This is a genomic window from Rubrivivax soli (genome assembly GCF_049810355.1).
In the GTDB taxonomy this organism is placed as follows: domain Bacteria; phylum Pseudomonadota; class Gammaproteobacteria; order Burkholderiales; family Burkholderiaceae_C; genus Rubrivivax.
The window spans coordinates 1,021,297-1,046,592 of record NZ_CP187368.1 but is presented as its reverse complement, the minus strand read 5'-3'; the positions used below and the strand labels follow the sequence as shown (position 1 = coordinate 1,046,592).

The following is a 25,296-nucleotide window of genomic DNA, read 5'->3' as shown; positions in this document are numbered from 1 at the left end:
GCCGCCCGGGCGACCGGGTGTCAGCGTGCCTGCGTGGCGCGCGGGCGACCGGCCGGCGCCGTGACCTTCACCGGCCGCTTGGACGCGGCGGCCTTGGTGCTGCGCGACGGCTTCGCGGCCGAGCGCACCCCGGCCTTCTTCGCCGGCGTGGCGAGGTGCACAACGATGGACTGCCCGGCCTTGAAGCGCGCGCCCGTCCCGACCCCGTTCCACTGCGCCACCTGGGCGGCGCTGACGCGGTAGCGCCGGGCCACGGCGACGACGCTGTCGCCCTTCTTGCCCGCCTTCAGCACCACGCGGCGGGTCGGCCGCGACTCGGGTGCCAGCACCATGGTGGCGTTGTCGGCGATGTGCTCGGCCACGTCGCGCGTGCTGTCGGGGTCGCGCGGCACCAGCAGGGTCGACCCGGCCTTCACCAGCATGCGGGCAGGGATGCGGTTGACCTCGCGCAGCTCGCTCTCGGTCATGCCCACCCGGCGCGCGGCGTCGGCCGGCTTCAGCGTGGCCGGTGCCACCCAGGCCGTCCAGCTGGCCAGCGGCCCCTCGTGGCGCTGCAGCTGGCGCAGGAAGATGTTGGCGTTGTCGTAGGGCAGCAGCACCTGCGGTGTGCCCGCGGCCAGGATCACGGGCTTGTTCATCTGCGGGTTCAGCTGCTGGAACTCTTCCAGCGACAGCCCCGCCAGGCGCGCCGCCAGCGCGACGTCGATGTCGCGCTCGATCGGCACGCTCAGGAAGAACGGGTGGTTCTCCAGCGCCGGCAGCGCCAGCGCGAACGCGTCCGGGCGCAGCACGATGTTCTTCACGGCCTGCAGCTTGGGCACGTAGTTGCGCGTCTCGTCGGGCATGCGCAGGCGTTCGTAGTCGGTGGGCAGGCCGGCGCGCTCGTTGCGCTTGATGGCCCGCAGCACGTTGCCCTGGCCCCAGTTGTAGGCCGCCAGCGCCAGGTGCCAGTCGCCGAACATCTGGTGCAGCTGCTGCAGGTAGTCGAGCGCGGCGCGCGTGGAGGCCAGCACGTCGCGGCGGTCGTCGCGGAACAGGTTCTGCTTGAGCTCGAAGTCCTTGCCGGTCATCGGCATGAACTGCCACATGCCGGCCGCGCGGGCGTGCGACATCGCCTGCGGGTTGAAGGCGCTCTCGATGAAGGGCAGCAGCGCCAGCTCCACCGGCATGCCGCGGCGCTCGACCTCCTCGACGATGTGGAAGAGGTAGCGGCCGCCGCGCTCGGTCATGCGCTCGACGTAGTCGGGTCGCGTGGCGTACCACTGCTCCCACTTGCGCACGAGGTCGTTGTCGAGGTCGGGCAGCGCGAAGCCGCTGCGCACGCGCACCCAGAGGTCGGTGCGCACGGCGTCCTCGGCCGCGTCCAGGCGGCCCAGCGTGCTGGGGACGGGTCCGTCGGGGGCGGCTTCCGCGGCGACGGTGGCGGCAGCCGATGCCGCCGCAGCCGCGGTCTCGGCCGCGAACACGGCGGCGATGGGGTCGGCGGCCGAGGCGGCCGACGCAGCAGGGGCCGCGGCCTGTGTCGCGGCGGCGCTGGGGACCGTGATCTCGCCGCCTTCGGCCTGCGGAACCTGCACCGGCGGCAGCGGCGCGGTGGCGCAGCCGCCCAGCAGGGCGACCAGTCCGACCCAGGCGGCCAGGCGTGCGCCGGGGCGCTGTGGCGGGGAACTCATCGGTAGGTGTTCTTCCAGTTGCGCAGCGTCGCGAAGACGTCGACGACGCCCTCGCTGGCCGCGCCCTGCGCCTGCGCACTGGCCACGACGGCCGGTTCGCTGCAACGCAGGAAGGGGTTGATGGCACGCTCGCGCGTCAGCGTCGACGGCAGCGTGGGCCGGCCCGCGGTGCGCAATTGCACGCAGGCCTGCGTGTGTAGGGCGATGTCGGGGTTGTTTGGTTCCACGGCTGCTGCAAATCGCAGGTTCGACAGCGTGTATTCGTGCGTGCAGCAGACGCGCGTGTCACCGGGCAGCGCGTTCAAGCGCGCGAGCGAGGCGACCATCTGCGCCGGCGTGCCCTCGAACAGGCGCCCGCAACCGGCCGAGAACAGGGTGTCGCCGCAGAACAGCAGCGGGGCGTCGTCGACGCCGCACTGCATGTAGGCGATGTGGCCTGCGGTGTGTCCCGGCACGTCGAGCACCTCGAAGCGCAGCCCGAGCACGCTGATCTGCTGGCCGTGCTGCAAGGGGGTGAAGGGCGCCGGGATGTCCTCGCGCGCCGGACCGTAGACGGGGCCCAGCAGCCGGGGCCGCAGCGCGTTCACGCCGCCGACGTGGTCGCCGTGGTGGTGCGTCACTAGAATCGCCGCGAGTTGCAGCCCCTGCGCGTCGAGCGCCGCCTGCACCGGCGCTGCCTCCCCCGGATCCACGACCACGGCGTGCGAGCCGTCGTGCAGCATCCAGATGTAGTTGTCGGTGAAGGCGGGCAGGGCGGTGAGATTCATCACATGACGCGAGACGAGTCGATTATAGAGTTGGGGGCCTGGCTGCAGACGGCGCCCGGCCGCTATCTGCTGGCATGGGTGCAGGACCGCCTGGACCTCGCCGTCACCGACGCCTTCGGCTTCCACGCGCTGCAGCTCGGCCTGCCCGAGCTCGACGGACTGCGCGCCAACCGCATGCCGCACCGCTGGGTCGCCAGCGACTCGCTGGTGGTGCCCGAGTCGCTGGTGCTGCCGCCGCCGCGCGACGGCCTGAGCACCTTGCCTGCCACCGATCCGGTGGCGCTGTTCTGCGAGTTCGACGCGCTGCCGTTCCCGCAGCACAGCATCGATCTCGTCGTGCTGCCGCACTCGCTGGAACTGGCGCGCGACCCGCACCAGACGCTGCGCGAGGTGGAGCGCGTGCTGGTGCCCGAGGGCCGTGTCGTCATCGCCGGCTTCAACCCGACCAGCCTGTGGGGGCTGCGCCAGCGCGCCGGCCACATGAAGCACGGCCTGGGCATTGGCCGCGACCGGGGGCTGTACCTGCCGCGTGCGGGCGAGTTCATCGGCTACTGGCGGCTGCGCGACTGGCTGCGCCTGCTGGGCTTCGAGGTCGAGGTGGGCCGCTTCGGCTGCTACCGCCCGCCGGTCGGCTCGCAGCGCTGGCTCGACCGCTATGCCTGGATGGACCCGGTGGGCGACCGCTGGTGGCCGGTGCTGGGGGCGGTGTACTTCATCGTGGCGGTCAAGCGCGTGCGCGGCATGCGGCTGGTGGGCCTGCTGAAGAACGAACGCCGCAAGATGAAGGCCGCCCCCGCGGTGGTGGCCAACCGTGAACCCGTGGAAGTGGAATCCTGATGTCCGATGTGGTGATCTACACCGATGGCGCCTGCAAGGGCAACCCCGGCCCCGGCGGCTGGGGCGCCTGGCTGAAGAGCGGCGAACACGAGAAGGAACTGTGGGGCGGCGAGCCGCTGACCACCAACAACCGCATGGAGCTGACCGCCGTGATCGAGGCCCTGGCCTCGCTGAAGCGGCGCTGCGCCGTCACGGTCTACACCGACAGCGAGTACGTGCGCAATGGCATCACGAGCTGGATCCACGGCTGGAAGGCCCGCGGCTGGAAGACGGCCGACAAGAAGCCGGTGAAGAACGTCGAGCTCTGGCAGCGGCTGGACGCGCTGGCCGCCGGCCACGACGTGACCTGGCGCTGGGTGAAGGGCCACGCCGGCGACCCCGGCAACGAACGCGCCGACCTGCTGGCCAACCGCGGCGTGGGCAGCGCCGGCCGCTGATCCGCAAGCGCGGCCGCGCACCGCCCGGCCCGGCGGGCGGCTAAGTGGAAGCCGAACCACGGCATCGGCGCCGAACCGCTACAGTCGCCGGTTGACGTTTTGTAGCAAGGACGCGCGTTGAGAAAGGTTCACACGATCGTGGCCGCCGTGGGCATCGTGCTTGCGGGCGGTCTGGCCTGGTGGTGGCAGAACCGCGCGCCGGCGCCCGCCGGTGCAGCCGCAGCTGCCGCTGGGCCCGGCCAGGGCGCGATGGCGGGTGGCCCGACCCGTCCTGGTGCTGGCGCTGGACCTGGTGCCGGTGCTGGCGGCCGCGGCGGCCCGGGCGGCCCTGGCGGGCCGGCGGCGGTCGAGGTCGGCAAGGTCACGCTGGCGACGCTGGTCGACGACGTGCAGGCCGTGGGCTCGCTCAACGCGGCGCAGGGCGTGATGCTGCGCCCCGAGGTCAGCGGCCGCGTGGCGCAGTTCGGTTTCGTCGAAGGCCAGCGCGTGCGCCGCGGCCAGCTGCTGGTGCAGCTGGACGACACGCTGCAGCAGGCGCAACTGAAGCAGTCCGAGGCGCAGAGCAGCATCGCACGCACGAACCTGCAGCGCAGCCGCGAGCTGCTGGCGCAGGGCTTCGTCAGCCAGAGCGCGGTCGACCAGAACGCCGCGGCACTGGAAGTGGCCGAAGCCCAGGTGGCGCTGGCGCGCGCGCAACTGGCACGCATGAAGATCGTGGCGCCCTTCGACGCGACCACCGGCATCCGCAAGGTGGACATCGGCGACTACCTGAAGGACGGCGCCGACATCGTGAGCCTGGAGGACCTGTCGTCGCTGTCGGTCGACTTCAGCCTGCCCGAGCGCTACGTGTCGCGCGTGCGCACCGGCCAGCCGGTGGAGGTGTCGCTCGACGCCGTGCCGGGCCGCAGCTTCAAGGGCCGCATCGACGCGCTGGACTCGTCGGTCGACGCCAACGGCCGCGCGCTGCTGGTGCGCGCCCGCGTCGAGAACCCCGGCGGCCAGCTGCGGCCGGGCATGTTCGCGCGCCCGCGTGTCGTCTTCTCCACGCGCGAGAACGCGCTGGTGGTGCCCGAAGAAGCACTGGTGCCGCTGGGCGGCAAGCAGTACGTGTTCAAGCTGGGCACGGGCACCGCCGGCCCGGTGGCGCAGCGCGTCGAGGTGCAGCTGGGCCTGCGCCTGCCGGGCAAGGTGGAACTGCTGTCGGGCGTGGCCGCGGGCGACGTGGTCGTCACCGCCGGGCAGGCGCGCCTGCGTGGCGAGGCACCGCCGGTGCGCGTGATCGACCTGGCCAGCCCGGCCGGCCCGGCGCGGCCGGCCAGCGGCGCGGCCTCCGGGTCCGGCCGCGCGGTCGCGGCCTGACGGGCGCAACGCAAGCACGAGGAGCACGACGATGCGACTGTCCGAAGTGTCGATCCGCCGCCCGGTGCTGGCGACGGTGATGTCGCTGCTGCTGATCCTGGTCGGCCTGGTGTCGTTCCAGCAGCTCAGCGTGCGCGAGTACCCGCGCATCGACGAACCGCTGGTGAACGTGTCGACGCGGCTGCTCGGGGCCTCGTCGGAGGTGATCGAGTCGCAGGTGACGAAGCCGCTCGAGGACTCGATCGCCGGCATCGACGGCGTGGAGATCATGACCTCGGTGTCGCGCACCGAGAGCAGCCAGATCACGGTGCGCTTCAAGCTGAGCAAGGACCCCGACACGGCCGCCGCCGAGGTGCGCGACCGGGTCGCGCGCGCACGCGGACGCCTGCCCGACTCGGTGGACGAACCCGTCATCGCCAAGGTCGAGGCCGACGCCACGCCGACGATCTGGCTGGCCTACACCAGCGAGACCATGGGCCCGCTGGAGCTGACCGACCTGATCACCCGTGTCGTGAAGCCGCGGCTGCAGACCGTGAGCGGCGTGGCCGACGTGCAGGTCGGCGGCGACCGCCGCTATGCCATGCGCATCTGGCTCGACCCCGACCGGCTGGCCGCCTACCGCCTGACGGTGCAGGACGTGGAAGACGCGCTGCGCCGGCAGAACCTGGAGGTGCCGGCCGGGCGCATCGAGAGCCAGCTGCGCGAGTTCAGCGTCACCTCGCGCACCGACCTGAACTCGGTGGCCGAGTTCAACGAGATCGCGCTGAAGTCCGCCGGCGGCCACACGGTGCGCCTGCGCGACGTGGCGCGCGTCGAGGAGGCCGCGGCCAGCGACCGCTCGCGCGTGCGCCTGAACGGCGTGCCGTCGATCAGCACCGGCATCATCCGCAACGCCACCGCGAACCCGCTGGAGGTGGCCGCCGGCGTGCGTGCGCTGATGCCGCAGATCCAGCGCGACCTGCCGCCGTCGGTGACGGTGGTGCAGGCCAACGACAACTCGGTCTTCATCGACCGCTCGATCAAGGCCGTCTACACCACCGTGGCCGAGGCCGTGGTGCTGGTGGCGCTGGTGGTGTTCGTGTTCCTGCGCACGCTGCGCGCCTCGGTGATCCCGCTGGTCACGATTCCCGTCAGCCTGATCGGCAGCTTCGCGCTGATCGCGGCCGCGGGCTTCACGATCAACACGCTGACGCTGCTGGCGCTGGTGCTGGCCATCGGCCTGGTCGTCGACGACGCCATCGTCGTGCTGGAGAACATCTTCCGCCACATCGAGGAGGGCCTGACGCCGTTCCAGGCGGCGCTGAAGGGCGTGCGCGAGATCAGCTTCGCCGTCGTCGCGATGACGCTCACGCTGGCCGCGGTGTTCGCGCCGCTGGCGTTCACCCCCGGCCGCACCGGGCGGCTGTTCGGTGAATTCGCGCTGACGCTGGCGGGCGCGGTGCTGGTGTCGGGCTTCGTGGCGCTGACGCTGACACCGATGATGTGCAGCAAGCTGCTGCGCCACGCCGAGAAGCCCACCCGCTTCGACGCCGGCATGGAGCGGCTGCTGGTCGGCCTGACGAACGGCTACGAGCGCGTGCTGCGCTGGACGCTGATGCACCGCTGGGTGGTGCTGCTGGCGATGCTGGCGGCCGGCGGCGGCAGCGCGTGGCTGTTCAGCGCCACCAAGAGCGAGCTGTCGCCGCTGGAGGACCGGGGCGTCATCGCGATGCCGATCCGCGCCCCCGACGGCGCCACGCTGGACTACACGGCGCGCTACCTCGACGCCATCGAGACCATCGCGGCGCAGTACCCCGAGTTCGACCGCCGCTTCATGTTCATCGGCGGCGGGCAGGTCTCCAGTGCCTTCGGCGTGCTGCGCACGGTGGACTGGACCGAACGCGACCTCAGCACGCCCGAACTGGCGCAGAAGCTGCTGCCGCAGCTGATGGCGCTGCCGGGCGTGAGCGTGTTCCCGGTGACGCCGCCCAGCCTGGGGCAGGGCTTCCGCGAGCGGCCGCTGAACTACGTCATCGTCAGCGGCGACAGCTACCAGAACATGGCGCGCGTGGCGCAGCAGTTCGTCGCCGAGATGGCGAAGAACCCGGGCATCGTGCAGCCCGACATCGACCTGCAGCTGAACAAGCCCGAGATCTTCATGGACGTGGACCGCCAGCGCGCGGCCGACATGGGCGTGTCGGTGGACGCGGTGGCGCGCACCGTCGAGACCATGCTGGGCGGGCGCGCCGTCACACGCTACAAGCGCGACGCCGAGCAGTACGACGTGCTGGTGCAGACGGCCTCGGGCGGACGCACCACGCCCGAGGACATCGAGAAGATGTTCGTGCGCGGCCGCAACGACACGATGGTGCCGCTGTCGAGCCTGGTCACCGTGCGCGAGTCGGTGAGCCCGCGCGAGCTGAACCACTTCAACCAGCGCCGCTCGGTGGCCATCACCGCCAGCCTGGCGCCGGGCTATGCGCTGGGCGAGGCGCTGCAGTTCATGGACAGCACGGCGCAGCGCGTGCTGCCGGCCGGCTACACGACCGAGCTCAACGGCGTCAGCCGCGAGTTCAAGGCGTCGTCGGGCGCGCTCGGCGTGGTCTTCGTGCTGGCGCTGCTGTTCATCTTCCTGGTGCTGGCGGCGCAGTTCGAGAGCTTCATCGACCCCTTCGTGATCCTGCTCGCGGTGCCCTTGTCGATGGTGGGCGCGCTGCTGGCGCTGCAGCTGATCGGAGGCACGCTCAACGTGTACTCGCAGATCGGGCTGATCACGCTGGTCGGGTTGATCTCCAAGCACGGCATCCTGATCGTCGAGTTCAGCAACCAGCTGCGCCAGCAGGGCCGCGCGGTGCGCGACGCGGTGATCGAGGCCGCCAGCCTGCGGCTGCGGCCCATCCTGATGACCACCGGCGCAATGGTGCTGGGCGCACTGCCGCTGGCGCTGGCCACCGGCGCCGGCGCCGAGAGCCGGCGGCAGATCGGCTGGGTCATCGTCGGCGGCATGACGATCGGCACGCTGCTGACGATCTTCGTCGTGCCCACGATCTACACGCTGTTCGCACGCAGGCGCGTGCCTGGCGAGATCACGACCCCCGACGCCGAGCCGCAGCCGCACGGCGCGGACTGACCAGCTCCACCCCGGCGGGGTGGGGCTGGTTCATCCGCCGATGTAGTGCATCTCGACGCGGCGCTCGCCGCTGCCGGGGTAGGCCTGCATCGCGCCGCGCAGCTCGGAGTAGCGGTCGTCGCGCGCGCCCCAGATCAGGCCCAGCGCGCCCGCGATCTGGGCGTCGCTGTAGTTGCCGCGCAGCAGCGCGCGCAGGTCGTGGCCGCGGCTGGCGAACAGGCACAGGAACAGCTTGCCCTCGGTGGACAGCCGGGCGCGGTTGCAGTCGCGGCAGAAGGCCTGGGTCACGCTGCTGATGACGCCGACCTCGCCACCGCCGTCGGCGTAGCGCCAGCGCTGCGCGGTCTCGCCGGGGGCACTGGCCTGCAGCGGCTCCAGCGGGAACGCGGCGTGCAGCCGCGCGACCACGTCCGCCGAGGGCAGCACCTCGTCCATGCGCCAGCCGTTGGTGGCGCCCACGTCCATGTACTCGATGAAGCGCAGCACCACGCCGGGGCCGAAGTGCTCGCGCACGTGGCGAGCCAGCGGCACGATCTCGTGGTCGTTGGTGCCGCGCTTGACGACCATGTTGATCTTCACCGGCGCCAGGCCCGCGCGCAGCGCGGCCCCGATCCCGTGCAGCACGTCGGCCACCGGGAAGTCGACGTCGTTCATGCGCCGGAAGATCGTGTCGTCCAGCGCGTCCAGGCTCACCGTCACGCGCTTCAGGCCGGCGTCGCGCAGCGCCTCGGCCTTGCGCGCGAGCAGCGAGCCGTTGGTCGTGAGCGTGATGTCGAGTTCGGCGCCGTCGGGCGTGCGCAGGGCGGCCAGCTGGCTGATGAGCACCTCGAGGTGCTTGCGCAGCAACGGCTCGCCGCCGGTCAGGCGCAGCTTGTGCACGCCGTGCGCGACGAACAGGCGCGCCGCGCGCGTGATCTCCTCGAAGCTCAGCAGCGAGCTCTGCGGCAGGAAGCGGTAGTCGCGGTCGAAGACTTCCTTGGGCATGCAGTAGCTGCAGCGGAAGTTGCACCGGTCGGTGACCGAGATGCGCAGGTCGTGCAGCGGCCGGCCCAGGCGATCGGACAGCAGCCCGGTGGGCGCTGCCGGCGCCTCGGGGACGAGGGGCACCGCTGCCGCGTAGCGCAGGTCGGCCAGAGGAATGACGCTTTCACCCATGCGGCCGATTGTGCCGCGGGTGCCGGGCCGTCAGGGCCGAGGGGTGGCTTCCAGCGCCGGCGCGCCGCCCGGCAGCTCGGCACGGCGTGCGCCGTTGAAGCGCTTGGCCCAGTAGGCCTGGCGCATGTCCTCGATGCGCACGGCGCTGCCGGCGCGCGGCGCGTGGATGAACTTGCCCTCGCCGACGTAGATGCCCACGTGCGAGAACGCGCGCCGCATCGTGTTGAAGAACACGAGGTCGCCGGGCTTGAGCTCGTCGCGTGCCACCTGCGCCAGCGACTGGTCGCGCGCCTGCTGGTCGGCGCGCCGCGGCAGCACCAGCCCCAGGCTCATCTCGAAGACATGGCGCGTGAAGCCGCTGCAGTCGAAGCCCTCGTCGGCCGAATCGCCACCGCGGCGGTAGGGCACGCCCAGGAAGTTCATCGCCGACAGCACCAGGTCGGAGGCGGCGTCGCGCATCTGGCGCACGAAGGCCGGGGTGTCGCCAGCGGCGGCGGCGTCGGGCAGCAGGCCCTTGCTCTGCAGCAGCTGCAGCACGGCATCCCCCTGCGGACCGGCCTCGTCGGGGGCTGCGAGCACGCTGGCCGGGCCGGCCAGGGCCAGGCACAGGACAAGCGCGCGCAGTGGGGCAGGGTGCTGGGGCATCAAACGCGTCAGGATAGGGGGGCATGTACCCGCTGTCAACGCGGCCGGCCGGAGCAGATGCAACCGGATGCTGGCGTGATCCGGCAAGATGCCGGCTGCGACGTCCCCACCCCATCCACAAGAAAGCGACCCCAGACCATGTTCAAGGCCCTGCTGCTGGAGAAGAACGACACCGGCTTCCACGCCGGCCTGACCGAGCTCGACGAAGCGCGGCTGCCCGCGGGCGACGTGCTGGTGGCGCCGACCTGGTCGACGCTGAACTACAAGGACGCACTGGCGCTGACCAACCGCGCGCCCGTGGTGCGCACCTGGCCGATGGTGCCCGGCATCGACGGCGCCGGCACCGTGCTGGAGAGCAGCCATCCCGACTGGCAGCCCGGCGACCGCTTCGTGCACAACGGCTGGGGGGTGGGCGAGACGCACTGGGGCTGCCTGGCAGAGAAGGCCCGGCTGAAGGGCGACTGGCTGGTGAAGCTGCCGGCCGCCTTCACGCCGCGCCAGGCCATGGCCATCGGCACTGCCGGCTACACCGCGATGCTGTGCGTGATGGCGCTGGAGCGCCACGGCCTGCAGCCGGGCGACGGCGATGTGCTGGTGACGGGCGCCACCGGCGGCGTCGGCAGCGTCGCGATCACGCTGCTGTCGACGCTGGGCCACCGCGTGGTGGCGGCCAGCGGCAGGCCGCACGAGGCCGACTACCTGCAGGGCCTGGGTGCGGCGGAGGTCATCGACCGCGCCACCTTGGCCGCCGCCGGCAAGCCGCTGCAGAAGGAGCGCTGGGCCGGTGTCGTGGACGCGGTCGGCAGCCACACGCTGGCCAACGCGCTGGCGCAGACGCGCTACGGCGGCGTCGTCGCCGCCTGCGGCCTGGCGCAAGGCATGGACCTGCCGGCCAGCGTGGCGCCGTTCATCCTGCGCAACGTCACGCTGGCCGGCGTGGACAGCGTGATGGCGCCGCGCGCGCTGCGCCAGGCAGCCTGGGACCGGTTGGCGCGCGACCTGGTGCCGGCGGCACTGGAGCGCATCGCCGAAGAGATCCCGCTCGGCCAGGCCATCGCCCGCGCGGCCGACTTGATGGCCGGCAAGGTGCGCGGCCGGCTGGTGGTGCGCATCGTCTGAAGTCAGTGGCCCGTCAGCGGCCGGCGGTCTGATACCGCCGGCCTGCACAGATCCGGAGACAAACCAAGATGACCGACTACGCCGACTTCCACCGCCGTTCGCTGACCGACCGCGACGCCTTCTGGACCGAGCAGGCCGCCCTGATCGACTGGCACACGCCGTTCACGCAGGTCTGCGACGACAGCAACCCGCCGTTCACGCAGTGGTTCGTCGGTGGCACCACCAACCTGTGCCACAACGCGGTGGACCGGCACCTGGCCACGCGGCCCGAGCAGAACGCGCTGGTCTGGGTCTCGACCGAGGTCGGCCAGGAGAAGGTCTACTCCTTCCGCGAACTGCATGCCGAGGTGCAGCGCATGGCGGCCATCCTGCGCGAACTGGGCGTCCGCAAGGGCGACCGCGTGCTGGTCTACATGCCGATGATCCCGGAGGCGGTGTTCGCGATGCTGGCCTGCGTGCGCATCGGTGCGCTGCACTCGGTGGTGTTCGGCGGCTTCGCCAGCGTCAGCCTGGCCAGCCGCATCGACGACGCCGAGCCCACCGTCATCGTCAGCGCCGACGCCGGCAGCCGCGGCGGCAAGGTCGTGCCCTACAAGCCGCTGCTCGACGAAGCCATCCGGCTGGCCACGCACAAGCCGGCACGCGTGCTGATGGTCGACCGCGGCCTGAGCCCCTTCGAGCGCGTGCAGGGCCGTGACGAGGACTATGCGGTCTGGCGCGACGGCCACGCCGACACCCCGGTGCCGTGCGAGTGGGTCGACAGCGCCCACCCCAGCTACACGCTCTACACCAGCGGCACCACCGGCAAGCCCAAGGGCGTGCAGCGCGACACCGGCGGCTACGCCGTGGCGCTGACGGCCAGCATGAAGAACATCTTCATGGGCAACGCGGGCGAGACCTACTTCAGCACCAGCGACATCGGCTGGGTGGTGGGCCACAGCTACATCGTCTACGGCCCGCTGCTGGCCGGCATGGCCACGATCCTGTACGAAGGCCTGCCCACCCGCGGCATGCAGGGCCCCGACGCCGCCATCTGGTGGAGCCTGGTCGAGAAGTACAAGGTCACGGCGATGTTCTCGGCGCCCACGGCCGTGCGCGTGCTGAAGAAGCAGGACCCCGAGGCGCTGCGCAAGCACGACCTGTCGAGCCTGCGCGCGCTGTTCCTGGCGGGCGAGCCGCTGGACGAGCCCACCGCGACCTGGATCGCCGGCGCCCTGGGCAAGCCCATCATCGACAACTACTGGCAGACCGAGACCGGCTGGCCGATCCTGAGCCTGTGCAACGGCATCGAGGCCGCGCCCACCAAGTTCGGCTCGCCCGGCAAGGCGGTGTACGGCTACGACGTGAAGCTGATCGACGAGACCACCGGCGAGGAACTCACCGCCCCCCACCAGAAGGGCGTGGTGGCCATCGCCGGCCCGCTGCCGCCCGGCTGCATGCAGACCGTGTGGCGCGACGATGCGCGCTTCGTGAAGACCTACTGGAGCAGCATCCCCGGCAAGATGCTCTACAGCACCTTCGACTGGGGCATCCGCGACGAGGACGGCTACTTCTTCATCCTCGGCCGCACCGACGACGTCATCAACGTCGCCGGCCACCGCCTGGGCACGCGCGAGATCGAGGAAAGCCTGTCCAGCCACCCCAACGTCGCCGAGGTCGCGGTGGTGGGCGTGGCCGACGCGCTGAAGGGCCAGGTGGCGATGGCCTTCGTGGTGCTGAAGGACGCGTCGCGCGCCGGCACGCCGGCCGAGACACTGCAGCTCGAAGGCGAGCTGATGAAGGTGGTGGACACGCAGCTCGGCGCGGTGGCGCGCCCGGCGCGCGTGCGTTTCGTCGCCGCGCTGCCCAAGACCCGCTCGGGCAAGCTGCTGCGCCGCGCGATCCAGGCCGTGTGCGAGCAGCGCGACCCGGGCGACCTGACGACCATCGAAGACCCGTCGACGCTGCAGCAGATCAAGGACCTGGTCGGCCCGGCCTGACCGGGCAAGCCGGCCAGGCCGGCCTGGCCCGGCCGGGCAGGTGCCCCCGGGCGAGGGTGCCCGCCGGGGCGATGGCGGCGCAGGGCGCTGCTGCCGACACTGCCTTCCCTGTCATTGTCAGGAGATGGTCATGTCCGAGCCCCAGCACGCGTCCACGCCCTCCCGCCGCGCCTGCCTGGCGTGGCTGGCCGGCGCCCTCTGTCCGGTTGCCCCTGCCGCCGCCACGGCGGCTGCGGCGCTGGACGACGAAGCCCTGCCGGCCCCCGCGCTGCGCCTGGCGCGCGAGGCCGCCGGCCCCATCGACCCGCAGGGCTGGCTGGTCAGCGAAAAGCTCGACGGCGCCCGCGCGCTGTGGGACGGCCACGTGCTGCGCTTCCGCAGCGGGCTGGCGGTGCCGGCGCCGGCGTGGTTCACGGCGCGGCTGCCGGCCACGCCGCTGGACGGCGAACTCTGGATGGGCCGCGGCAGCTTCGAGGCCCTGTGCGGTGCCGTGCGCCGGCAGGAACCCGACGACGCCGAGTGGCGCGTGCTGCGGTACATGGTGTTCGACCTGCCCGGCGCCGGCGGCCCGTTTGCGCAGCGCGCCGCGCGCCTGGACGCGCTGGCACGCCAGCACGGCTGGCCGCAGCTGCAGGCCGTGGCGCAGCACAGCCTGGCCGACCGCGATGCGCTGCAGGCGATGCTCGAGGCCGTGGTGCAGGACGGCGGCGAAGGGCTGATGCTGCAGCACGCCGCCGCCGCCTGGCGCCCCGGCCGCAGCGGCGCGCTGCTGAAGCTCAAGCCGCTGCACGACGCGGAAGCGGTGGTCGTCGGCCATGTGCCCGGGCGCGGGCGGCACGCCGGGCGCCTGGGCGCGCTGCGTGTGCGCTGCCAGGACGGCACCACGTTCCTGATCGGCACCGGCTTCAGCGACCGGCAGCGCGAACACCCGCCGCGCCTGGGCGCCATCGTCACCTACACGCACCGCGGCAGCACCGCCGCCGGCGTGCCGCGCTTTGCCAGCTTCCTGCGCGAACGCGGATTCTGAACGCCGGGTCGACCGGCGCGGGGTGCCTGTCGCGTGCGCGACATCCTCCCCGGGTTCAGCCCATGGCTGGCGCGCGCGGCCGCACCGTATAACGCAGCGCAGAACCCGGCGCACTTGACCCGGGTCATCCAGGAGACCCGTCCATGCCGACCTTCGCCCGTGGCCCGCTCGCGGCCGCCATCACCCTGTCGCTGCTCGCACCGGCCGCCTTCGCCGCCGGTGTCAGCGTGCGTGCCAACGCCGCCGACCCCGCCGGCAGCATCTTCCCGAGCAACCGCCTGACGGTGTTCGACGGCACGCAGAACACGCTGCGCCGGGTCAGCCTGCCCAAGCCCGACTGCGCCGTGCGTGTCAGCGACTGCCAGGACATCGACGTCATCAACACGCTCGACGGCTTCTCCACGCAGCCGCGCATCACCGTGCCGTTCACGGGCGACATCGACCCCGCCACCGTGACCAGCGAGACCATGTTCCTGGTCAGCCTGGGCGACACGCTCACCGGCGCCGGCCGCGGCGATCGCGTGGGCATCAATCAGGTGCTGTGGGACCCCGCCACGAAGACGCTGGCGGTCGAAAGCGACCAGCTGCTGCAGGAGCACACGCGCTACCTCGTGGTCGTCACCGACGGCGTGCGCGACGCCACCGGCGCGCGCATCGAGCCCGGCGCCTGGCGCGACGCCAGTGGCCTGGCCGGCGTGCTGCCGCAGGGCCGCGACAAGGGCGGGCTGGACTACCGCCGCGAGTTGCGCGACGCCGTGCGCAGCCTGCGCCTGGCGCGCAACAGCGTCGTCGCCGCCAGCCTGTTCAGCACGCAGAGCGCCAGCAGCGACCTGGCCAAGATCAACCGCGCCATCAAGGCCGGCACGCCGGCGCCGGTGGACTTCAACATCGGCACGGCCGCCGGCGCGACCGTGCGCGCGGTGTTCCCGCTGGCGCAGCTGACGGGCGTGCAGTGGGCACGCCAGACCAGCACCGCGCCCGGCTTCACCAACAGCAACCTGCCGCTGCCGGTGTTGTCCCCCGCGGCGGTGGGCCAGGTGGCCTACGGGCGCTTCCGCTCGCCCGACTACGCCACCGCCGAGAAGTACATCCCGCCCACCGGCACGCTGACCGGCACTCCGCAGGTGCAGGGCCACAACGACCTGGTGGTGCAGGTGTTCCTGCCCGCCGGCACACGCCCGGCGGCCGGCTGGCCGGTGGCCATCTTCGGCCACGGCTTCACCGACAGCATGTACGGCGCGCCCTGGGCCGTGGCGTCCACGATGGCGGCGGCAGGCATCGCCACCGTGGCCATCAACGTCGTGGGCCACGGCGGCGGTGCGCAAGGCGTGCTGAACGTGCAGCGCAGCGGGGCCGACCCGGTGCAGGTGCCGGCCGGCGGCCGCGGTATCGACCAGGACGGCAACACCGTCATCGACAGCACCGAAGGCGTCAACGCTGCGGCGCCGCGCACCATCATCAGCAGCCGCGACGGCCTGCGCCAGACCGTGGTCGACCTGATGCAGCTGGTGCGCCAGGTCGAGGCCGGCATCGACGTCGACGGCGACGGCAGCACCGACCTCGACGCCGCGCGCATCTACTACGCGGGCCAGTCCTTCGGCGGCATCTACGGCACCATCCTGCTCGGCAGCGAACCGTCGATCCAGGCCGGCGTGCCCAACGTGCCGGGCGGCAGCATCACCGAGGTGGCGCGGCTGGGCGGCTTCCGCTTCCTCACCGCGGTGACGCTGGCCACGCGCGTGCCGCAGCTGCTGAACCTGCCGCCGCTGCCGGGCGTGCCGTCGCCGTTCAACCTGGTGTTCAACGAGAACATCCCGCTGCGCGACCAGCCGCCGGTGACGAACACGGTGCCGGGCGCCACGGACATCGCCGTGGTGCTGGACCGCTTCGAGTGGGTGCAGCAGTCGGGCAACCCGGTCAGCTACGCGGCGGCCATCCGCAAGGCGCCGCCGGCGGGCTTCGCGCCCAAGCCGGTGCTGATCCAGTTCGCCAAGGGTGACCAGACCGTGCCCAACCCGACCAGCAGCGCCATCGTGCGCGCCGGTGGCCTGGCCGACCGCACCAGCTACTTCCGCAACGACCTGGCCTACGCGCTGAACAGCGCTGTCGGCAAGAACCCGCACGTGTACCTGACGAACATCGGCAACATGGCCGCGTCGGGCTACGCCCTGGCGGCGCAGCGGCAGATCGCGACCTTCTTCGCCAGCGGCGGCGCGACCATCATCGACCCCGACGAGGGCGGCCCGATCTTCGAGGTGCCGGTGCTGGGTCCGCTGCCGGAGACGCTGAACTACATCCCCTGAGCGGGCGCTGCAGCAACGACAAGGGGCGCCGCGGCGCCCCTTGTTCACTTGCGAGCCTGGCGCCGGTCAGAGCACTTCGCTGGCGAAGTCGGCCAGCCGCGAGCGTTCGCCGCGCGCCAGCGTGACGTGGCCGCCGTGCGGCCAGCCCTTGAAGCGGTCGACGGCGTAGGTCAGACCCGACGAGCCTTCGGTGAGGTAGGGCGTGTCGATCTGCGCCAGGTTGCCCAGACACACGATCTTGGTGCCCGGGCCGGCGCGCGTGATCAGCGTCTTCATCTGCTTGGGCGTGAGGTTCTGCGCTTCGTCGATCAGCACGAACTTGTTCAGGAACGTGCGCCCGCGCATGAAGTTCAGGCTCTTGATCTTGATCTTGCTGCGGACCAGGTCGTTGGTGGCCGCGCGCCCCCACTCGCCGGCGCTGCTGTCGCTGCGCGCCAGCACTTCCAGGTTGTCGTCCAGCGCGCCCATCCACGGGCCCATCTTCTCTTCCTCGTTGCCGGGCAGGAAGCCGATGTCGTCGCCCACCGGCACGGTGACGCGCGTGACGATGATCTCGGTGTAGCGGCGGTCGTCCAGCACCTGGCTCAGGCCGGCGGCCAGCGTCATCAGCGTCTTGCCGGTGCCCGCGGTGCCGGTGAGGGTGATGAAGTCGCAGTCCGGGTCCATCAGCAGGTTCAGCGCGAAGTTCTGCTCGCGGTTGCGCGCGGTCACGCCCCAGACCGCATTCTTCGCATGCGTGTACTCGCGCAGCGTCTTCAGGACCGCGGTCTTGCCGGTGATCTCGGTGACCCGCGCGTACAGCGGCGCCGCGCCCGGGGTCTCGAGGTAGACGAACTGGTTGATCAGCAGCGCCGGCACCAGCGGGCCGCTGATGCGGTAGTACGTGAAGCCGCCCTGCTGCCACGACTCCATCGTCTTGCCGTGGCGTTCCCAGAAGTCGGCCGGCAGGGCCAGCACGCCGGTGTAGAGCAGGTCGCCGTCTTCCAGCGTCTTGTCGTTGAAGTAGTCCTCGGCCGGCAGGCCCAGGGCGCGCGCCTTCACGCGCATGTTGATGTCCTTGGACACCAGCACCACCTCGCGTGCCGGCTGGCTGTCGCGCAGCGACTGCACGACACCCAGGATCTGGTTGTCGGCCTTGCCCTGCGGCAGCCCGGCGGGCAGCTTCACGTCCAGCAGCATGGTCTGGAAGAACAGCTTGCCGCCGGCCTCGCGCTTGCCGGTCTTGGACAGCGGGATGCCGGCGCTGGCGTCGAGGCTGCCGTCGTCCTTGCCAAAGGACGCAAGCGCGTCGAGCTCGCGGCTGACCTGGCGCACGTTGCGCGAGACCTCGCTCATGCCCTTCTTGTGGCCGTCGAGTTCTTCCAGCGTGATCATCGGCAGGAAGACGTCGTGTTCCTCGAAGCGGAACAGGCTCATCGGGTCGTGCATCAGCACGTTGGTGTCCAGCACGAAGAGCTTGGCCGGGCCGGTGCCGCGCGGCGTGCGCTGCCGGCTCCTGGGGGCGGGCGCCGGCACTGCGGCGGGGGCCGGTGCCACCGCGCGCTGCGGAGCCGGTGCCGCGGCAGCCGGCGGCGCTGCGCGGGCGACCGCGGGTGCCGGCGCGGGCGCCGCAGCCGGGGCCGGCCGCGGCACGGCCACGGCTGGCGCGGCCGCCGGCGCAGGCAGGCTGGTGCCGCGCGCGCTGCGCCGCGCAGGCTTCGCTGCCGGCTGGGCCTCGAAGTCGGCGGAGCTCAGCAGGGCGGCTTTCTTGGTCGGAGGCTTCGGCAGGGGCATGGGCGGGGGCGAATCAAAAAGACAAAAGCCGCACAGGCGGCTGTGCGGCTTTCAGGGACAGGGAGGCGGCTTGCACGGCGCGTGCGGCAGGCCGCTGGACGGCGGACCGTGCGATCTCAGGCCGCCTTCTTGAGGGCCTTGACGGCCTTCAGCACTTCGTCGACGTGGCCGGCGACCTTGATGCCGCGCCACTCGGCACGCATCACGCCCTCGGCGTCGATCAGGAAGGTGCTGCGCTCGATGCCTTTCACCTTCTTGCCGTACATGATCTTGTTCTTCACCACACCGAACATGTGGCAGAGCTTCTCTTCGGTGTCGGCGATCAGCTCGAACGGCAGTTCCAGCGCCTGCTTGAACTTCTCGTGCGAGGCCAGGTTGTCGCGCGAGACGCCGAAGACCACGGCGCCGGCCTTCACGAAGTCCTTGTGGTGGTCACGGAACTGCATGGCCTCGGTGGTGCAGCCCGGTGTCGCGTCCTTCGGGTAGAAGTACAGCACCACGGCACGGCCGAGGTTGGCCTGGGGCGTGAACTTCACGCCGCTGGTGGCGGCAGCTTCGAATTCCGGCAGGGCTTTGTTGACTACAGGCGTCATGGATGGTTTTCTCGGAAGTCTGGTGCCGAAGCCGGCTCAACGCGAGATTATAAATCCTCAGCCTCAGCCGCCCGCACCCCCCAGCAGCAGCGCAGCCACCGCCGAGCGCCGTTCGCTGACGAGCACGTTGTAGGTGCGGCAGGCGGCCGCGGTGTCCATGGTCTCGACGCCGATGCCGCGGTCGATCAGCGCCCGCAGCAGCGACGGGTGCGGGAACCGGATGCGCGCGCCGCTGCCGAAGATCACCAGCTCCGGCTGCAGCGCCGCGATGCGTTCGAAGTGCGCCGGCGTCAGTGCGTCGAAGCCGTCGGCCTGCCAGGGCAGCACGGCGCCTTCCCAGGGCACGATGGCGCTGCTGTCGTGCAGCACCGGGCCCACCCACACGCGCCCGGGCTCGTGGCGCGAGATCAGGTTGACGCCGCTGGTCGTGTCGGGCTGGAACTTCATGCGGGATAATTCTAGGTTCCTTCCGTCGGAGCCACAGCGCGTGAAGCCCATCCTGAAGTCCGCCAAGCTTGCCAACGTCGGCTACGACATCCGCGGCCCCGTGCTCGACAAGGCGCGGCAGATGGAAGACGAGGGCCAGAAGATCATCAAGCTGAACATCGGCAACGTGGCCGCGTTCGGGCTGATGCCGCCCGACGAGATCGTGCAGGACATGATCCGCAACCTGCCCAGCCAGACGGCCGCCGGCTACACCGACAGCAAGGGCCTGTTCGCGCCGCGCAAGGCGGTGGTGCACTACACGCAGGAGAAGGCGATCGCCGGCGTGACGGTGGACGACGTCTACCTGGGCAACGGTGCCAGCGAGCTGATCGCGATGAGCATGAACGCGCTGCTCGACGCCGGCGACGAGGTGCTGATCCCGTCGCCCGACTACCCGCTGCACACGGCCGTGGTCTCGCTGTCGGGCGGCACGCCCGTGCACTACCGCTGCGACGAGGGCTCGGGCTGGCTGCCCGACCTGGACGACATCCGCGCCAAGGTCGGCCCGCGCACCAAGGCCATCGTCGTCATCAACCCGAACAACCCCACCGGCGCGCTGTACCCGGTGGACGTGCTGCAGGCGATCGTCGAGATCGCCCGCCAGCACCAGCTGATCGTGTTCGCCGACGAGATCTACGACAAGACGGTCTACGACGGCCACGTGCACACCAGCATCGCGAGCCTCGCCGACGACGTGCTGTTCGTCACCTTCAACGGCCTGAGCAAGAACTACCGCTCGTGCGGCTACCGCGCCGGCTGGATGGTGGTGTCGGGCGACAAGCGCCACGCCCGCGACTACATCGAGGGCCTGAACATGCTGGCCTCGATGCGCCTGTGCGCCAACACGCCGGGGCAGATGGCGATCCAGACGGCGCTGGGCGGCTACCAGAGCATCAGGGACCTGGTGGCGCCGGGCGGCCGCCTGTGCCGCCAGCGCGACCTCGCGCACGAACTGCTGAGCCAGATCCCGGGCGTCAGCGTCGTCAAGCCCAGGGCGGCGCTGTACATGTTCCCGCGCCTGGACCCGAAGATGTACCCCATCGCCGACGACCAGCAGTTCGCCTACGACCTGCTCGACCAGGAGAAGGTGCTGATCGTGCAGGGCACGGGCTTCAACTGGCCCGACCCCGACCACTTCCGCCTCGTGTTCCTGCCGAACTCGGACGACCTCACCGAGGCCATCGGCCGCATCGAACGCTTCCTCTCGAACTACCGCAAACGGCACTCCACATGAACAGCATCCAGGTCGGCCTGCTCGGCATCGGCACCGTCGGCAGCGGCACCTTCACCGTGCTGCAGCGCAACCAGGCGGAGATCCGCCGCCGTGCCGGCCGCGGCATCGAGATCTCGATGGTCGCCGACCTCGACGTGGCGCGTGCGCGCGGCATCGTGGGCGACCGCGCGCGCGTGGTCGCCGATGCGCGCGAGGTCATCGCCAACCCCGACATCGACATCGTCATCGAGCTCATCGGCGGCTACGGAATCGCCAAGGCGCTGGTGCTGGAGGCGATCGCCGCGGGCAAGCACGTGGTCACCGCCAACAAGGCGCTGCTGGCGGTGCACGGCAGCGAGATCTTCGCCGCCGCGCGGGCCAAGGGCGTGATCGTCGCCTTCGAGGCGGCAGTGGCCGGCGGCATCCCCATCATCAAGGCGCTGCGCGAGGGCCTCACGGCCAACCGCATCGCGTGGGTCGCCGGCATCATCAACGGCACCACCAACTTCATCCTGTCCGAGATGCGCAGCAAGGGGCTGGACTTCGCCACCGTGCTGCAGCAGGCGCAGGCGCTGGGCTACGCCGAGGCCGACCCCACGTTCGACATCGAGGGCGTGGACGCGGCGCACAAGGCCACCATCATGTCGGCCATCGCGTTCGGCGTGCCGGTGCAGTTCGACAAGGCGCACGTCGAAGGCATCACCGCGCTGCAGGCCGCCGACATCCGCTACGCCGAGCAGCTGGGCTACCGCATCAAGCTGCTGGGCATCACCAAGCGCCGCGACGACGTCGGCGGCATCGAGCTGCGCGTGCACCCGACGCTGATCCCGTCGACGCGGCTGATCGCCAACGTGGAGGGCGCGATGAACGCGGTGGTGGTGCAGGGCGACGCCGTCGGCGCGACGCTGTACTACGGCAAGGGCGCGGGCAGCGAGCCGACCGCCAGCGCCGTGATCGCCGATCTCGTCGACATCACCCGGCTGCACACCGCCGACCCCGACCACCGCGTGCCGCACCTGGCCTTCCAGCCGGGCGAGCTGCAGGACACGCGCATCCTGCCGATCGCCGAGGTCGTCACCGCCTTCTACCTGCGCCTGCAGGTGGCCGACAAGGCCGGCGTGCTGGCACGCATCACCGGCATCCTGGCCGAGCACGACATCAGCATCGACGCCGTGCTGCAGCGCGAGAGTGTCGAAGGCGAGAAGCAGACCGACCTCATCATCCTGACGCACGACACCGTGGAAGGCCGCATGCAGGCCGCGCTGGCACAGATGCAGGCCCTGCCCACCGTGCTGGCCCCCATCGTCAAGATCCGGAAAGAAGAGCTGAATTGAAGTACATCAGCACCCGCGGCGACCGCACCGAGCGCGGCTTCTCCGACATCCTGCTCGAAGGCCTGGCGCCCGACGGCGGCCTGTACCTGCCGACGCACTACCCGAAGGTCGACGCCGCCACGCTGCAGCGCTGGCGCGGGCTGACGTACGCCCAGCTGGCGTTCGAGATCCTGTCGCTGTACATCGACGACATCCCGGCGGCCGACCTGCGGCGCCTGGTGGACGCCACGTACACCGAAGCCGTCTTCGGCACGCCGCAGATCACGCCGCTGAAGCCGCTGGAAGCGGGCATGCAGCTGCAGGCGCTGTCCAACGGGCCCACGCTGGCCTTCAAGGACATGGCGATGCAGCTGCTGGGCCACCTGTTCGAATACGAACTGGCGCGCCGCGGCGAGCAGCTCAACATCCTGGGCGCCACCAGCGGGGACACCGGCAGCGCGGCCGAGTACGCGATGCGCGGCAAGCAGGGCGTGCGTGTCTTCATGCTCAGTCCGCACGGCCGCATGAGCCCGTTTCAGCAGGCGCAGATGTTCAGCCTGCAGGACGCCAACATCCACAACCTCGCCGTCGAAGGCGTGTTCGACGATTGCCAGGACATCGTCAAGGCCGTCAGTGCCGACCTCGACTTCAAGCGCCGCCACAAGATCGGCACCGTCAACTCGATCAACTGGGCGCGGCTGCTGGCGCAGGTGGTGTACTACTTCGCCGGGTACTTCCAGGCCACGCGCAGTAACGACGAGCAGGTCGACTTCGCCGTGCCCAGCGGCAATTTCGGCAACATCTGCGCCGGCCACGTGGCGCGCAGCATGGGCCTGCCGATCCGCCACCTGGTGCTGGCGACGAACGAGAACAACGTGCTCGACGAGTTCTTCCGCACCGGCACGTACCGCGTGCGCGGCAGCGCCGAGACCTTCGAGACCTCCAGCCCGTCGATGGACATCAGCAAGGCCAGCAACTTCGAGCGCTTCGTCTACGACCTGCTCGGCCGCGACGGCGCGCGCACGCAGGCGCTGTTCGGTGACGCGGTGGCGCGGCAGGGCGGCTTCACGCTGGCCCCGGCCGAGTTCGCGCGCGTGGCCGGCTTCGGCTTTGTCAGCGGCAGCAGCAGCCACGCCGACCGGCTGGCCACCATCCGCGACACGTTCCAGCGCTTTGGCGTGATGATCGACACCCACACGGCCGACGGCCTGAAGGTGGCGCGTGCGCACTGCACGCCCGGCGTGCCGATGGTCGTGCTGGAGACGGCCTTGCCGGCCAAGTTCGCCGAGACCATCCGCGAGGCGCTGGGCGTGGACCCCGAGCCGCCGGCGGCGCTGCGCGGCATCGAAGATCTGCCCAAGCGCTTCACCGTGGTGCCGCCCGACGCGGCCGTGGTGCAGCGCTACATCGAGACCCACACCGCATGACCGCGCCCCGCGACCCCCGCCCGCTGCTGAGCCTGGACGACGCGCTGGCGTTGCTGGCCGACGGCGCGGCGCCGTTCCGCATCCTGCAGACCGAGTCGGTCTCCACCTTCGACGGCCTGGGCCGCGTGCTCGCCGCCGAGGTGCTGTCGATGCTGGACGTGCCGCCCGAGGACAACACGGCGATGGACGGCTACGCGGTGCACAGCGCCGACCTGCGGGTGCCCGGCGTGGTGCTGCCGGTGGCGCAGCGCATCCCGGCCGGCGTGGTCGGCGCGCCGCTGCTGCCCGGCACCGCGGCGCGCATCTTCACCGGCGGCCAGGTGCCGGCCGGTGCCGATGCCGTGGTGATGCAGGAGCAGTGCGAAGCCGTGCCCGCCGCGTCCGGTCAGGGTCAGGGCCAGGGCCTGGGCAGCGTGCGCGTGAACACCGTGCCGGTGCACGGCCAGTGGATCCGCCGCCGCGGCGAGGACGTGCGTGTCGGCGCCACCGTGCTGCACCGCGGCGAGCGTCTCACGCCGCAGGCCCTGGGCCTGGCGGCCTCGGTGGGTGCTGCCACGCTGCCGGTGGTGCGGCGCCCGCGCGTGGCACTGTTCTCCACCGGCGACGAACTCATGATGCCCGGCGAGCCGCTGCGCCCGGGCGCCATCTACAACAGCAACCGATTCACGCTGCGCGCGCTGTTCCAGGCCGCCGGTTGCGAGGTCGGCGACCTGGGCATCGTGCCCGACCGGCTGGACGCCACGCGCGAGGCGCTGCGCCGCGCCGCGGTCGACCACGACCTGATCGTCACCAGTGGCGGCGTCTCGGTGGGCGAGGAAGACCACCTGAAGCCGGCGGTGGAAGCCGAGGGCACGCTGCAGCACTGGCAGATCGCGATCAAGCCCGGCAAGCCGCTGGCCTTCGGCACCGTGCGCAAGCCCGATGGCCACGCGGCGCTGTTCGTCGGCCTGCCGGGCAACCCGGTGTCGAGCTTCGTCACCGCGCTGCTGTGCGTCACACAAGTGCTGCGCGCGCTGCAGGGCATGCCGGTGGGGCTGCCGCCGGCGCTGCAACTGCGGGCCGACTTCGACTGGCCGCGCCCCGACAAGCGGCGCGAGTTCCTGCGCGTGCGGCTGAACGACCGCGGCGGGCTCGACCTGTTCCCCAACCAGAGCTCGGGCGTGCTCACGTCTGCCGTCTGGGCCGACGGCCTGCTCGACAACCCGGCCAGCCAGGCCATCCGCGTGGGCGACACGGTGCGCTTCCTGCCCCTGTCGCAGCTGATCGCGCGGTAGGCAGCACCCATCCGCCCCGCCATGCACATCGAACTCGACGATCTCGCGCGTCCCGCCGTGCACGCGCTGCTCCAGGAGCACCTGGACAACATGCACGCGCTGAGCCCTCCGGAGCAGGTGTTCGCGCTGGACCTGACGCGGCTGCGCGTGCCCGAGATCACCTTCTGGACGGCGTGGGACGGCGACACCCTGCTGGGCTGCGCGGCCTTGAAGGAGCTCTCGCCCGTGCACGGCGAGATCAAGTCCATGCGCACGCCGGCCCGGTTGCGCGGCCGCGGCGCGGGCAAGGCGCTGCTGGCGCACATCGTCCAGACCGCGCGGGAACGGAACTACGAGCGCCTGAGCCTGGAGACCGGCAGCCACCCCGACTTCGGTGCAGCCCACGCGCTGTACCGGCGCTTCGGATTCCTGGATGCCGGCCCTTTCGCCGACTACAAGGAGGATCCGCACAGCGTCTTCATGGAGCTGCGGCTTCACGGCGCTGCGTGAGACGATGCACCCGACGACCAGGGATCCCCGCAACGCCACGATCGGGCTCGACCCGGAACACACGATGAAAGTCCAGGTGCGCTATTTCGCCTCGCTGCGCGAGGCCCTGGGGCCGCAGGAGACGGTCGAACTGCCGGCGGGCAGCACCGTGGCGGCGCTGCGCGACGTGCTGCTGGCGCGCGGCGGCCGCCATGCCGAGGTGCTGGCACCGCAGCGCGCCGTGCGCTGCGCGCTGAACCAGGTGATGGCCGACGGCGGCGCGGTGCTGGAAGAGGGCGCGGAAGTCGCCTTCTTCCCGCCCGTCACCGGAGGCTGAGG

Annotated in this window: 21 protein-coding genes; 14 read left to right on the top strand and 7 right to left on the bottom strand. The window is 71.3% G+C overall.

What is annotated here, in order from left to right; all coding sequences use genetic code 11:
• Positions 1–20: 20 nt before the first annotated feature.
• Both ACPOLB_RS04575 and gloB read right to left on the bottom strand, forming a co-directional pair.
• Positions 21–1,673 carry a transglycosylase SLT domain-containing protein gene (locus ACPOLB_RS04575; RefSeq protein WP_425260124.1) on the bottom strand — a complete coding sequence of 551 codons (1,653 nt, stop codon included), beginning with the start codon at positions 1,671–1,673 and terminating at the stop codon, positions 21–23.
• The gene (gloB, locus tag ACPOLB_RS04570) at positions 1,670–2,440 is read right to left on the bottom strand and encodes a hydroxyacylglutathione hydrolase (protein WP_425260123.1); all 771 of its coding nucleotides are present in this window, start codon (positions 2,438–2,440) and stop codon (positions 1,670–1,672) included. Before gloB ends, ACPOLB_RS04575 begins: the two co-directional genes overlap by 4 nt.
• A gap of 3 nt (positions 2,441–2,443) precedes the next feature.
• Between gloB and ACPOLB_RS04565 the strand changes: the two genes are divergently transcribed.
• The 4 genes from ACPOLB_RS04565 to ACPOLB_RS04550 all read left to right on the top strand — a co-directional run bounded on the left by ACPOLB_RS04565 (position 2,444) and on the right by ACPOLB_RS04550 (position 8,182).
• The gene (locus tag ACPOLB_RS04565; protein ID WP_425260122.1) at positions 2,444–3,277 is read left to right on the top strand and encodes a class I SAM-dependent methyltransferase; all 834 of its coding nucleotides are present in this window, start codon (positions 2,444–2,446) and stop codon (positions 3,275–3,277) included.
• Positions 3,277–3,714 (top strand): ribonuclease HI, encoded by a 438-nt coding sequence (gene rnhA / locus ACPOLB_RS04560; RefSeq protein WP_425260121.1) that lies wholly within the window; start codon positions 3,277–3,279, stop codon positions 3,712–3,714. Before ACPOLB_RS04565 ends, rnhA begins: the two co-directional genes overlap by 1 nt.
• Before the next feature lie 117 nt (positions 3,715–3,831).
• The gene (locus ACPOLB_RS04555) at positions 3,832–5,073 is read left to right on the top strand and encodes an efflux RND transporter periplasmic adaptor subunit (protein WP_425260120.1); all 1,242 of its coding nucleotides are present in this window, start codon (positions 3,832–3,834) and stop codon (positions 5,071–5,073) included.
• Positions 5,074–5,104: 31 nt separating this feature from the next.
• Positions 5,105–8,182, top strand: a complete 3,078-nt coding sequence (locus ACPOLB_RS04550) for an efflux RND transporter permease subunit (protein WP_425260119.1) — start codon at positions 5,105–5,107, stop codon at positions 8,180–8,182.
• Positions 8,183–8,212: 30 nt separating this feature from the next.
• Here the strand turns inward: ACPOLB_RS04550 and moaA are convergent, their stop codons facing one another.
• Positions 8,213–9,337, bottom strand: coding sequence for a GTP 3',8-cyclase MoaA (gene moaA / locus ACPOLB_RS04545; protein WP_425260118.1), 1,125 nt, complete (start codon positions 9,335–9,337; stop codon positions 8,213–8,215).
• Positions 9,338–9,367: 30 nt separating this feature from the next.
• Positions 9,368–9,982, bottom strand: coding sequence for a C40 family peptidase (locus tag ACPOLB_RS04540; protein WP_425260117.1), 615 nt, complete (start codon positions 9,980–9,982; stop codon positions 9,368–9,370).
• Positions 9,983–10,120: 138 nt separating this feature from the next.
• Here ACPOLB_RS04540 and ACPOLB_RS04535 point away from each other — a divergent pair, with 138 nt between their 5' ends.
• From ACPOLB_RS04535 to ACPOLB_RS04520, 4 genes are all read left to right on the top strand, one after another.
• On the top strand, positions 10,121–11,101 hold the full coding sequence (locus ACPOLB_RS04535) for an MDR family oxidoreductase (protein ID WP_425260116.1): 981 nt from the start codon (positions 10,121–10,123) through the stop codon (positions 11,099–11,101).
• Positions 11,102–11,169: 68 nt separating this feature from the next.
• Complete coding sequence (locus tag ACPOLB_RS04530; protein WP_425260115.1) at positions 11,170–13,080, top strand: propionate--CoA ligase; 1,911 nt, start codon at positions 11,170–11,172, stop codon at positions 13,078–13,080.
• 130 nt (positions 13,081–13,210) lie between these two features.
• Positions 13,211–14,107: a DNA ligase gene (locus ACPOLB_RS04525; protein WP_425260114.1), complete on the top strand. Its 897-nt coding sequence runs from the start codon at positions 13,211–13,213 to the stop codon at positions 14,105–14,107.
• 143 nt (positions 14,108–14,250) lie between these two features.
• Positions 14,251–16,410 (top strand): Ig-like domain-containing protein, encoded by a 2,160-nt coding sequence (locus tag ACPOLB_RS04520; protein WP_425260113.1) that lies wholly within the window; start codon positions 14,251–14,253, stop codon positions 16,408–16,410.
• A gap of 66 nt (positions 16,411–16,476) precedes the next feature.
• On the opposite strand, the gene ACPOLB_RS04515 is transcribed toward ACPOLB_RS04520, so the two are convergent.
• The 3 genes from ACPOLB_RS04515 to ACPOLB_RS04505 all read right to left on the bottom strand — a co-directional run bounded on the left by ACPOLB_RS04515 (position 16,477) and on the right by ACPOLB_RS04505 (position 19,223).
• Complete coding sequence (locus tag ACPOLB_RS04515; RefSeq protein ID WP_425260111.1) at positions 16,477–18,183, bottom strand: PhoH family protein; 1,707 nt, start codon at positions 18,181–18,183, stop codon at positions 16,477–16,479.
• A gap of 116 nt (positions 18,184–18,299) precedes the next feature.
• Positions 18,300–18,776, bottom strand: a complete 477-nt coding sequence (locus ACPOLB_RS04510) for a peroxiredoxin (protein WP_425260110.1) — start codon at positions 18,774–18,776, stop codon at positions 18,300–18,302.
• Positions 18,777–18,839: 63 nt separating this feature from the next.
• A complete protein-coding gene (locus tag ACPOLB_RS04505) occupies positions 18,840–19,223 on the bottom strand; it encodes an Mth938-like domain-containing protein (protein WP_425260109.1) in 384 nt (127 codons plus the stop codon).
• Positions 19,224–19,263: 40 nt separating this feature from the next.
• Between ACPOLB_RS04505 and ACPOLB_RS04500 the strand changes: the two genes are divergently transcribed.
• The 6 genes from ACPOLB_RS04500 (at position 19,264) to moaD (ending at position 25,294) form a co-directional block, all read left to right on the top strand.
• Positions 19,264–20,496, top strand: coding sequence for a pyridoxal phosphate-dependent aminotransferase (locus ACPOLB_RS04500; RefSeq protein ID WP_425260108.1), 1,233 nt, complete (start codon positions 19,264–19,266; stop codon positions 20,494–20,496).
• Positions 20,493–21,809, top strand: coding sequence for a homoserine dehydrogenase (locus ACPOLB_RS04495; RefSeq protein WP_425260107.1), 1,317 nt, complete (start codon positions 20,493–20,495; stop codon positions 21,807–21,809). Before ACPOLB_RS04500 ends, ACPOLB_RS04495 begins: the two co-directional genes overlap by 4 nt.
• Positions 21,806–23,215, top strand: coding sequence for a threonine synthase (thrC, locus tag ACPOLB_RS04490; RefSeq protein WP_425260106.1), 1,410 nt, complete (start codon positions 21,806–21,808; stop codon positions 23,213–23,215). The genes ACPOLB_RS04495 and thrC overlap by 4 nt, the downstream gene beginning before the upstream one ends.
• The gene (gene glp, locus ACPOLB_RS04485) at positions 23,212–24,489 is read left to right on the top strand and encodes a gephyrin-like molybdotransferase Glp (RefSeq protein ID WP_425260105.1); all 1,278 of its coding nucleotides are present in this window, start codon (positions 23,212–23,214) and stop codon (positions 24,487–24,489) included. Before thrC ends, glp begins: the two co-directional genes overlap by 4 nt.
• Positions 24,490–24,510: 21 nt before the next feature.
• On the top strand, positions 24,511–24,978 hold the full coding sequence (locus ACPOLB_RS04480; RefSeq protein ID WP_425260104.1) for a GNAT family N-acetyltransferase: 468 nt from the start codon (positions 24,511–24,513) through the stop codon (positions 24,976–24,978).
• Between the two features lie 64 nt (positions 24,979–25,042).
• Positions 25,043–25,294: a molybdopterin converting factor subunit 1 gene (moaD, locus tag ACPOLB_RS04475; protein WP_425260103.1), complete on the top strand. Its 252-nt coding sequence runs from the start codon at positions 25,043–25,045 to the stop codon at positions 25,292–25,294.
• Positions 25,295–25,296 lie beyond the last annotated feature (2 nt).

What these genes read in the sequence shown, in the direction of transcription:
- ACPOLB_RS04575 (WP_425260124.1), bottom strand. Translation starts at nt 1,673, where the DNA reads ATGAGTTCCCCGCCACAGCGCCCCGGCGCACGCCTGGCCGCCTGGGTC.
- gloB (WP_425260123.1), bottom strand. Translation starts at nt 2,440, where the DNA reads ATGAATCTCACCGCCCTGCCCGCCTTCACCGACAACTACATCTGGATG.
- ACPOLB_RS04565 (WP_425260122.1), top strand. Translation starts at nt 2,444, where the DNA reads ATGACGCGAGACGAGTCGATTATAGAGTTGGGGGCCTGGCTGCAGACG.
- rnhA (WP_425260121.1), top strand. Translation starts at nt 3,277, where the DNA reads ATGTCCGATGTGGTGATCTACACCGATGGCGCCTGCAAGGGCAACCCC.
- ACPOLB_RS04550 (WP_425260119.1), top strand. Translation starts at nt 5,105, where the DNA reads ATGCGACTGTCCGAAGTGTCGATCCGCCGCCCGGTGCTGGCGACGGTG.
- moaA (WP_425260118.1), bottom strand. Translation starts at nt 9,337, where the DNA reads ATGGGTGAAAGCGTCATTCCTCTGGCCGACCTGCGCTACGCGGCAGCG.
- ACPOLB_RS04540 (WP_425260117.1), bottom strand. Translation starts at nt 9,982, where the DNA reads ATGCCCCAGCACCCTGCCCCACTGCGCGCGCTTGTCCTGTGCCTGGCC.
- ACPOLB_RS04535 (WP_425260116.1), top strand. Translation starts at nt 10,121, where the DNA reads ATGTTCAAGGCCCTGCTGCTGGAGAAGAACGACACCGGCTTCCACGCC.
- ACPOLB_RS04530 (WP_425260115.1), top strand. Translation starts at nt 11,170, where the DNA reads ATGACCGACTACGCCGACTTCCACCGCCGTTCGCTGACCGACCGCGAC.
- ACPOLB_RS04525 (WP_425260114.1), top strand. Translation starts at nt 13,211, where the DNA reads ATGTCCGAGCCCCAGCACGCGTCCACGCCCTCCCGCCGCGCCTGCCTG.
- ACPOLB_RS04520 (WP_425260113.1), top strand. Translation starts at nt 14,251, where the DNA reads ATGCCGACCTTCGCCCGTGGCCCGCTCGCGGCCGCCATCACCCTGTCG.
- ACPOLB_RS04515 (WP_425260111.1), bottom strand. Translation starts at nt 18,183, where the DNA reads ATGCCCCTGCCGAAGCCTCCGACCAAGAAAGCCGCCCTGCTGAGCTCC.
- ACPOLB_RS04510 (WP_425260110.1), bottom strand. Translation starts at nt 18,776, where the DNA reads ATGACGCCTGTAGTCAACAAAGCCCTGCCGGAATTCGAAGCTGCCGCC.
- ACPOLB_RS04505 (WP_425260109.1), bottom strand. Translation starts at nt 19,223, where the DNA reads ATGAAGTTCCAGCCCGACACGACCAGCGGCGTCAACCTGATCTCGCGC.
- ACPOLB_RS04495 (WP_425260107.1), top strand. Translation starts at nt 20,493, where the DNA reads ATGAACAGCATCCAGGTCGGCCTGCTCGGCATCGGCACCGTCGGCAGC.
- glp (WP_425260105.1), top strand. Translation starts at nt 23,212, where the DNA reads ATGACCGCGCCCCGCGACCCCCGCCCGCTGCTGAGCCTGGACGACGCG.
- ACPOLB_RS04480 (WP_425260104.1), top strand. Translation starts at nt 24,511, where the DNA reads ATGCACATCGAACTCGACGATCTCGCGCGTCCCGCCGTGCACGCGCTG.
- moaD (WP_425260103.1), top strand. Translation starts at nt 25,043, where the DNA reads ATGAAAGTCCAGGTGCGCTATTTCGCCTCGCTGCGCGAGGCCCTGGGG.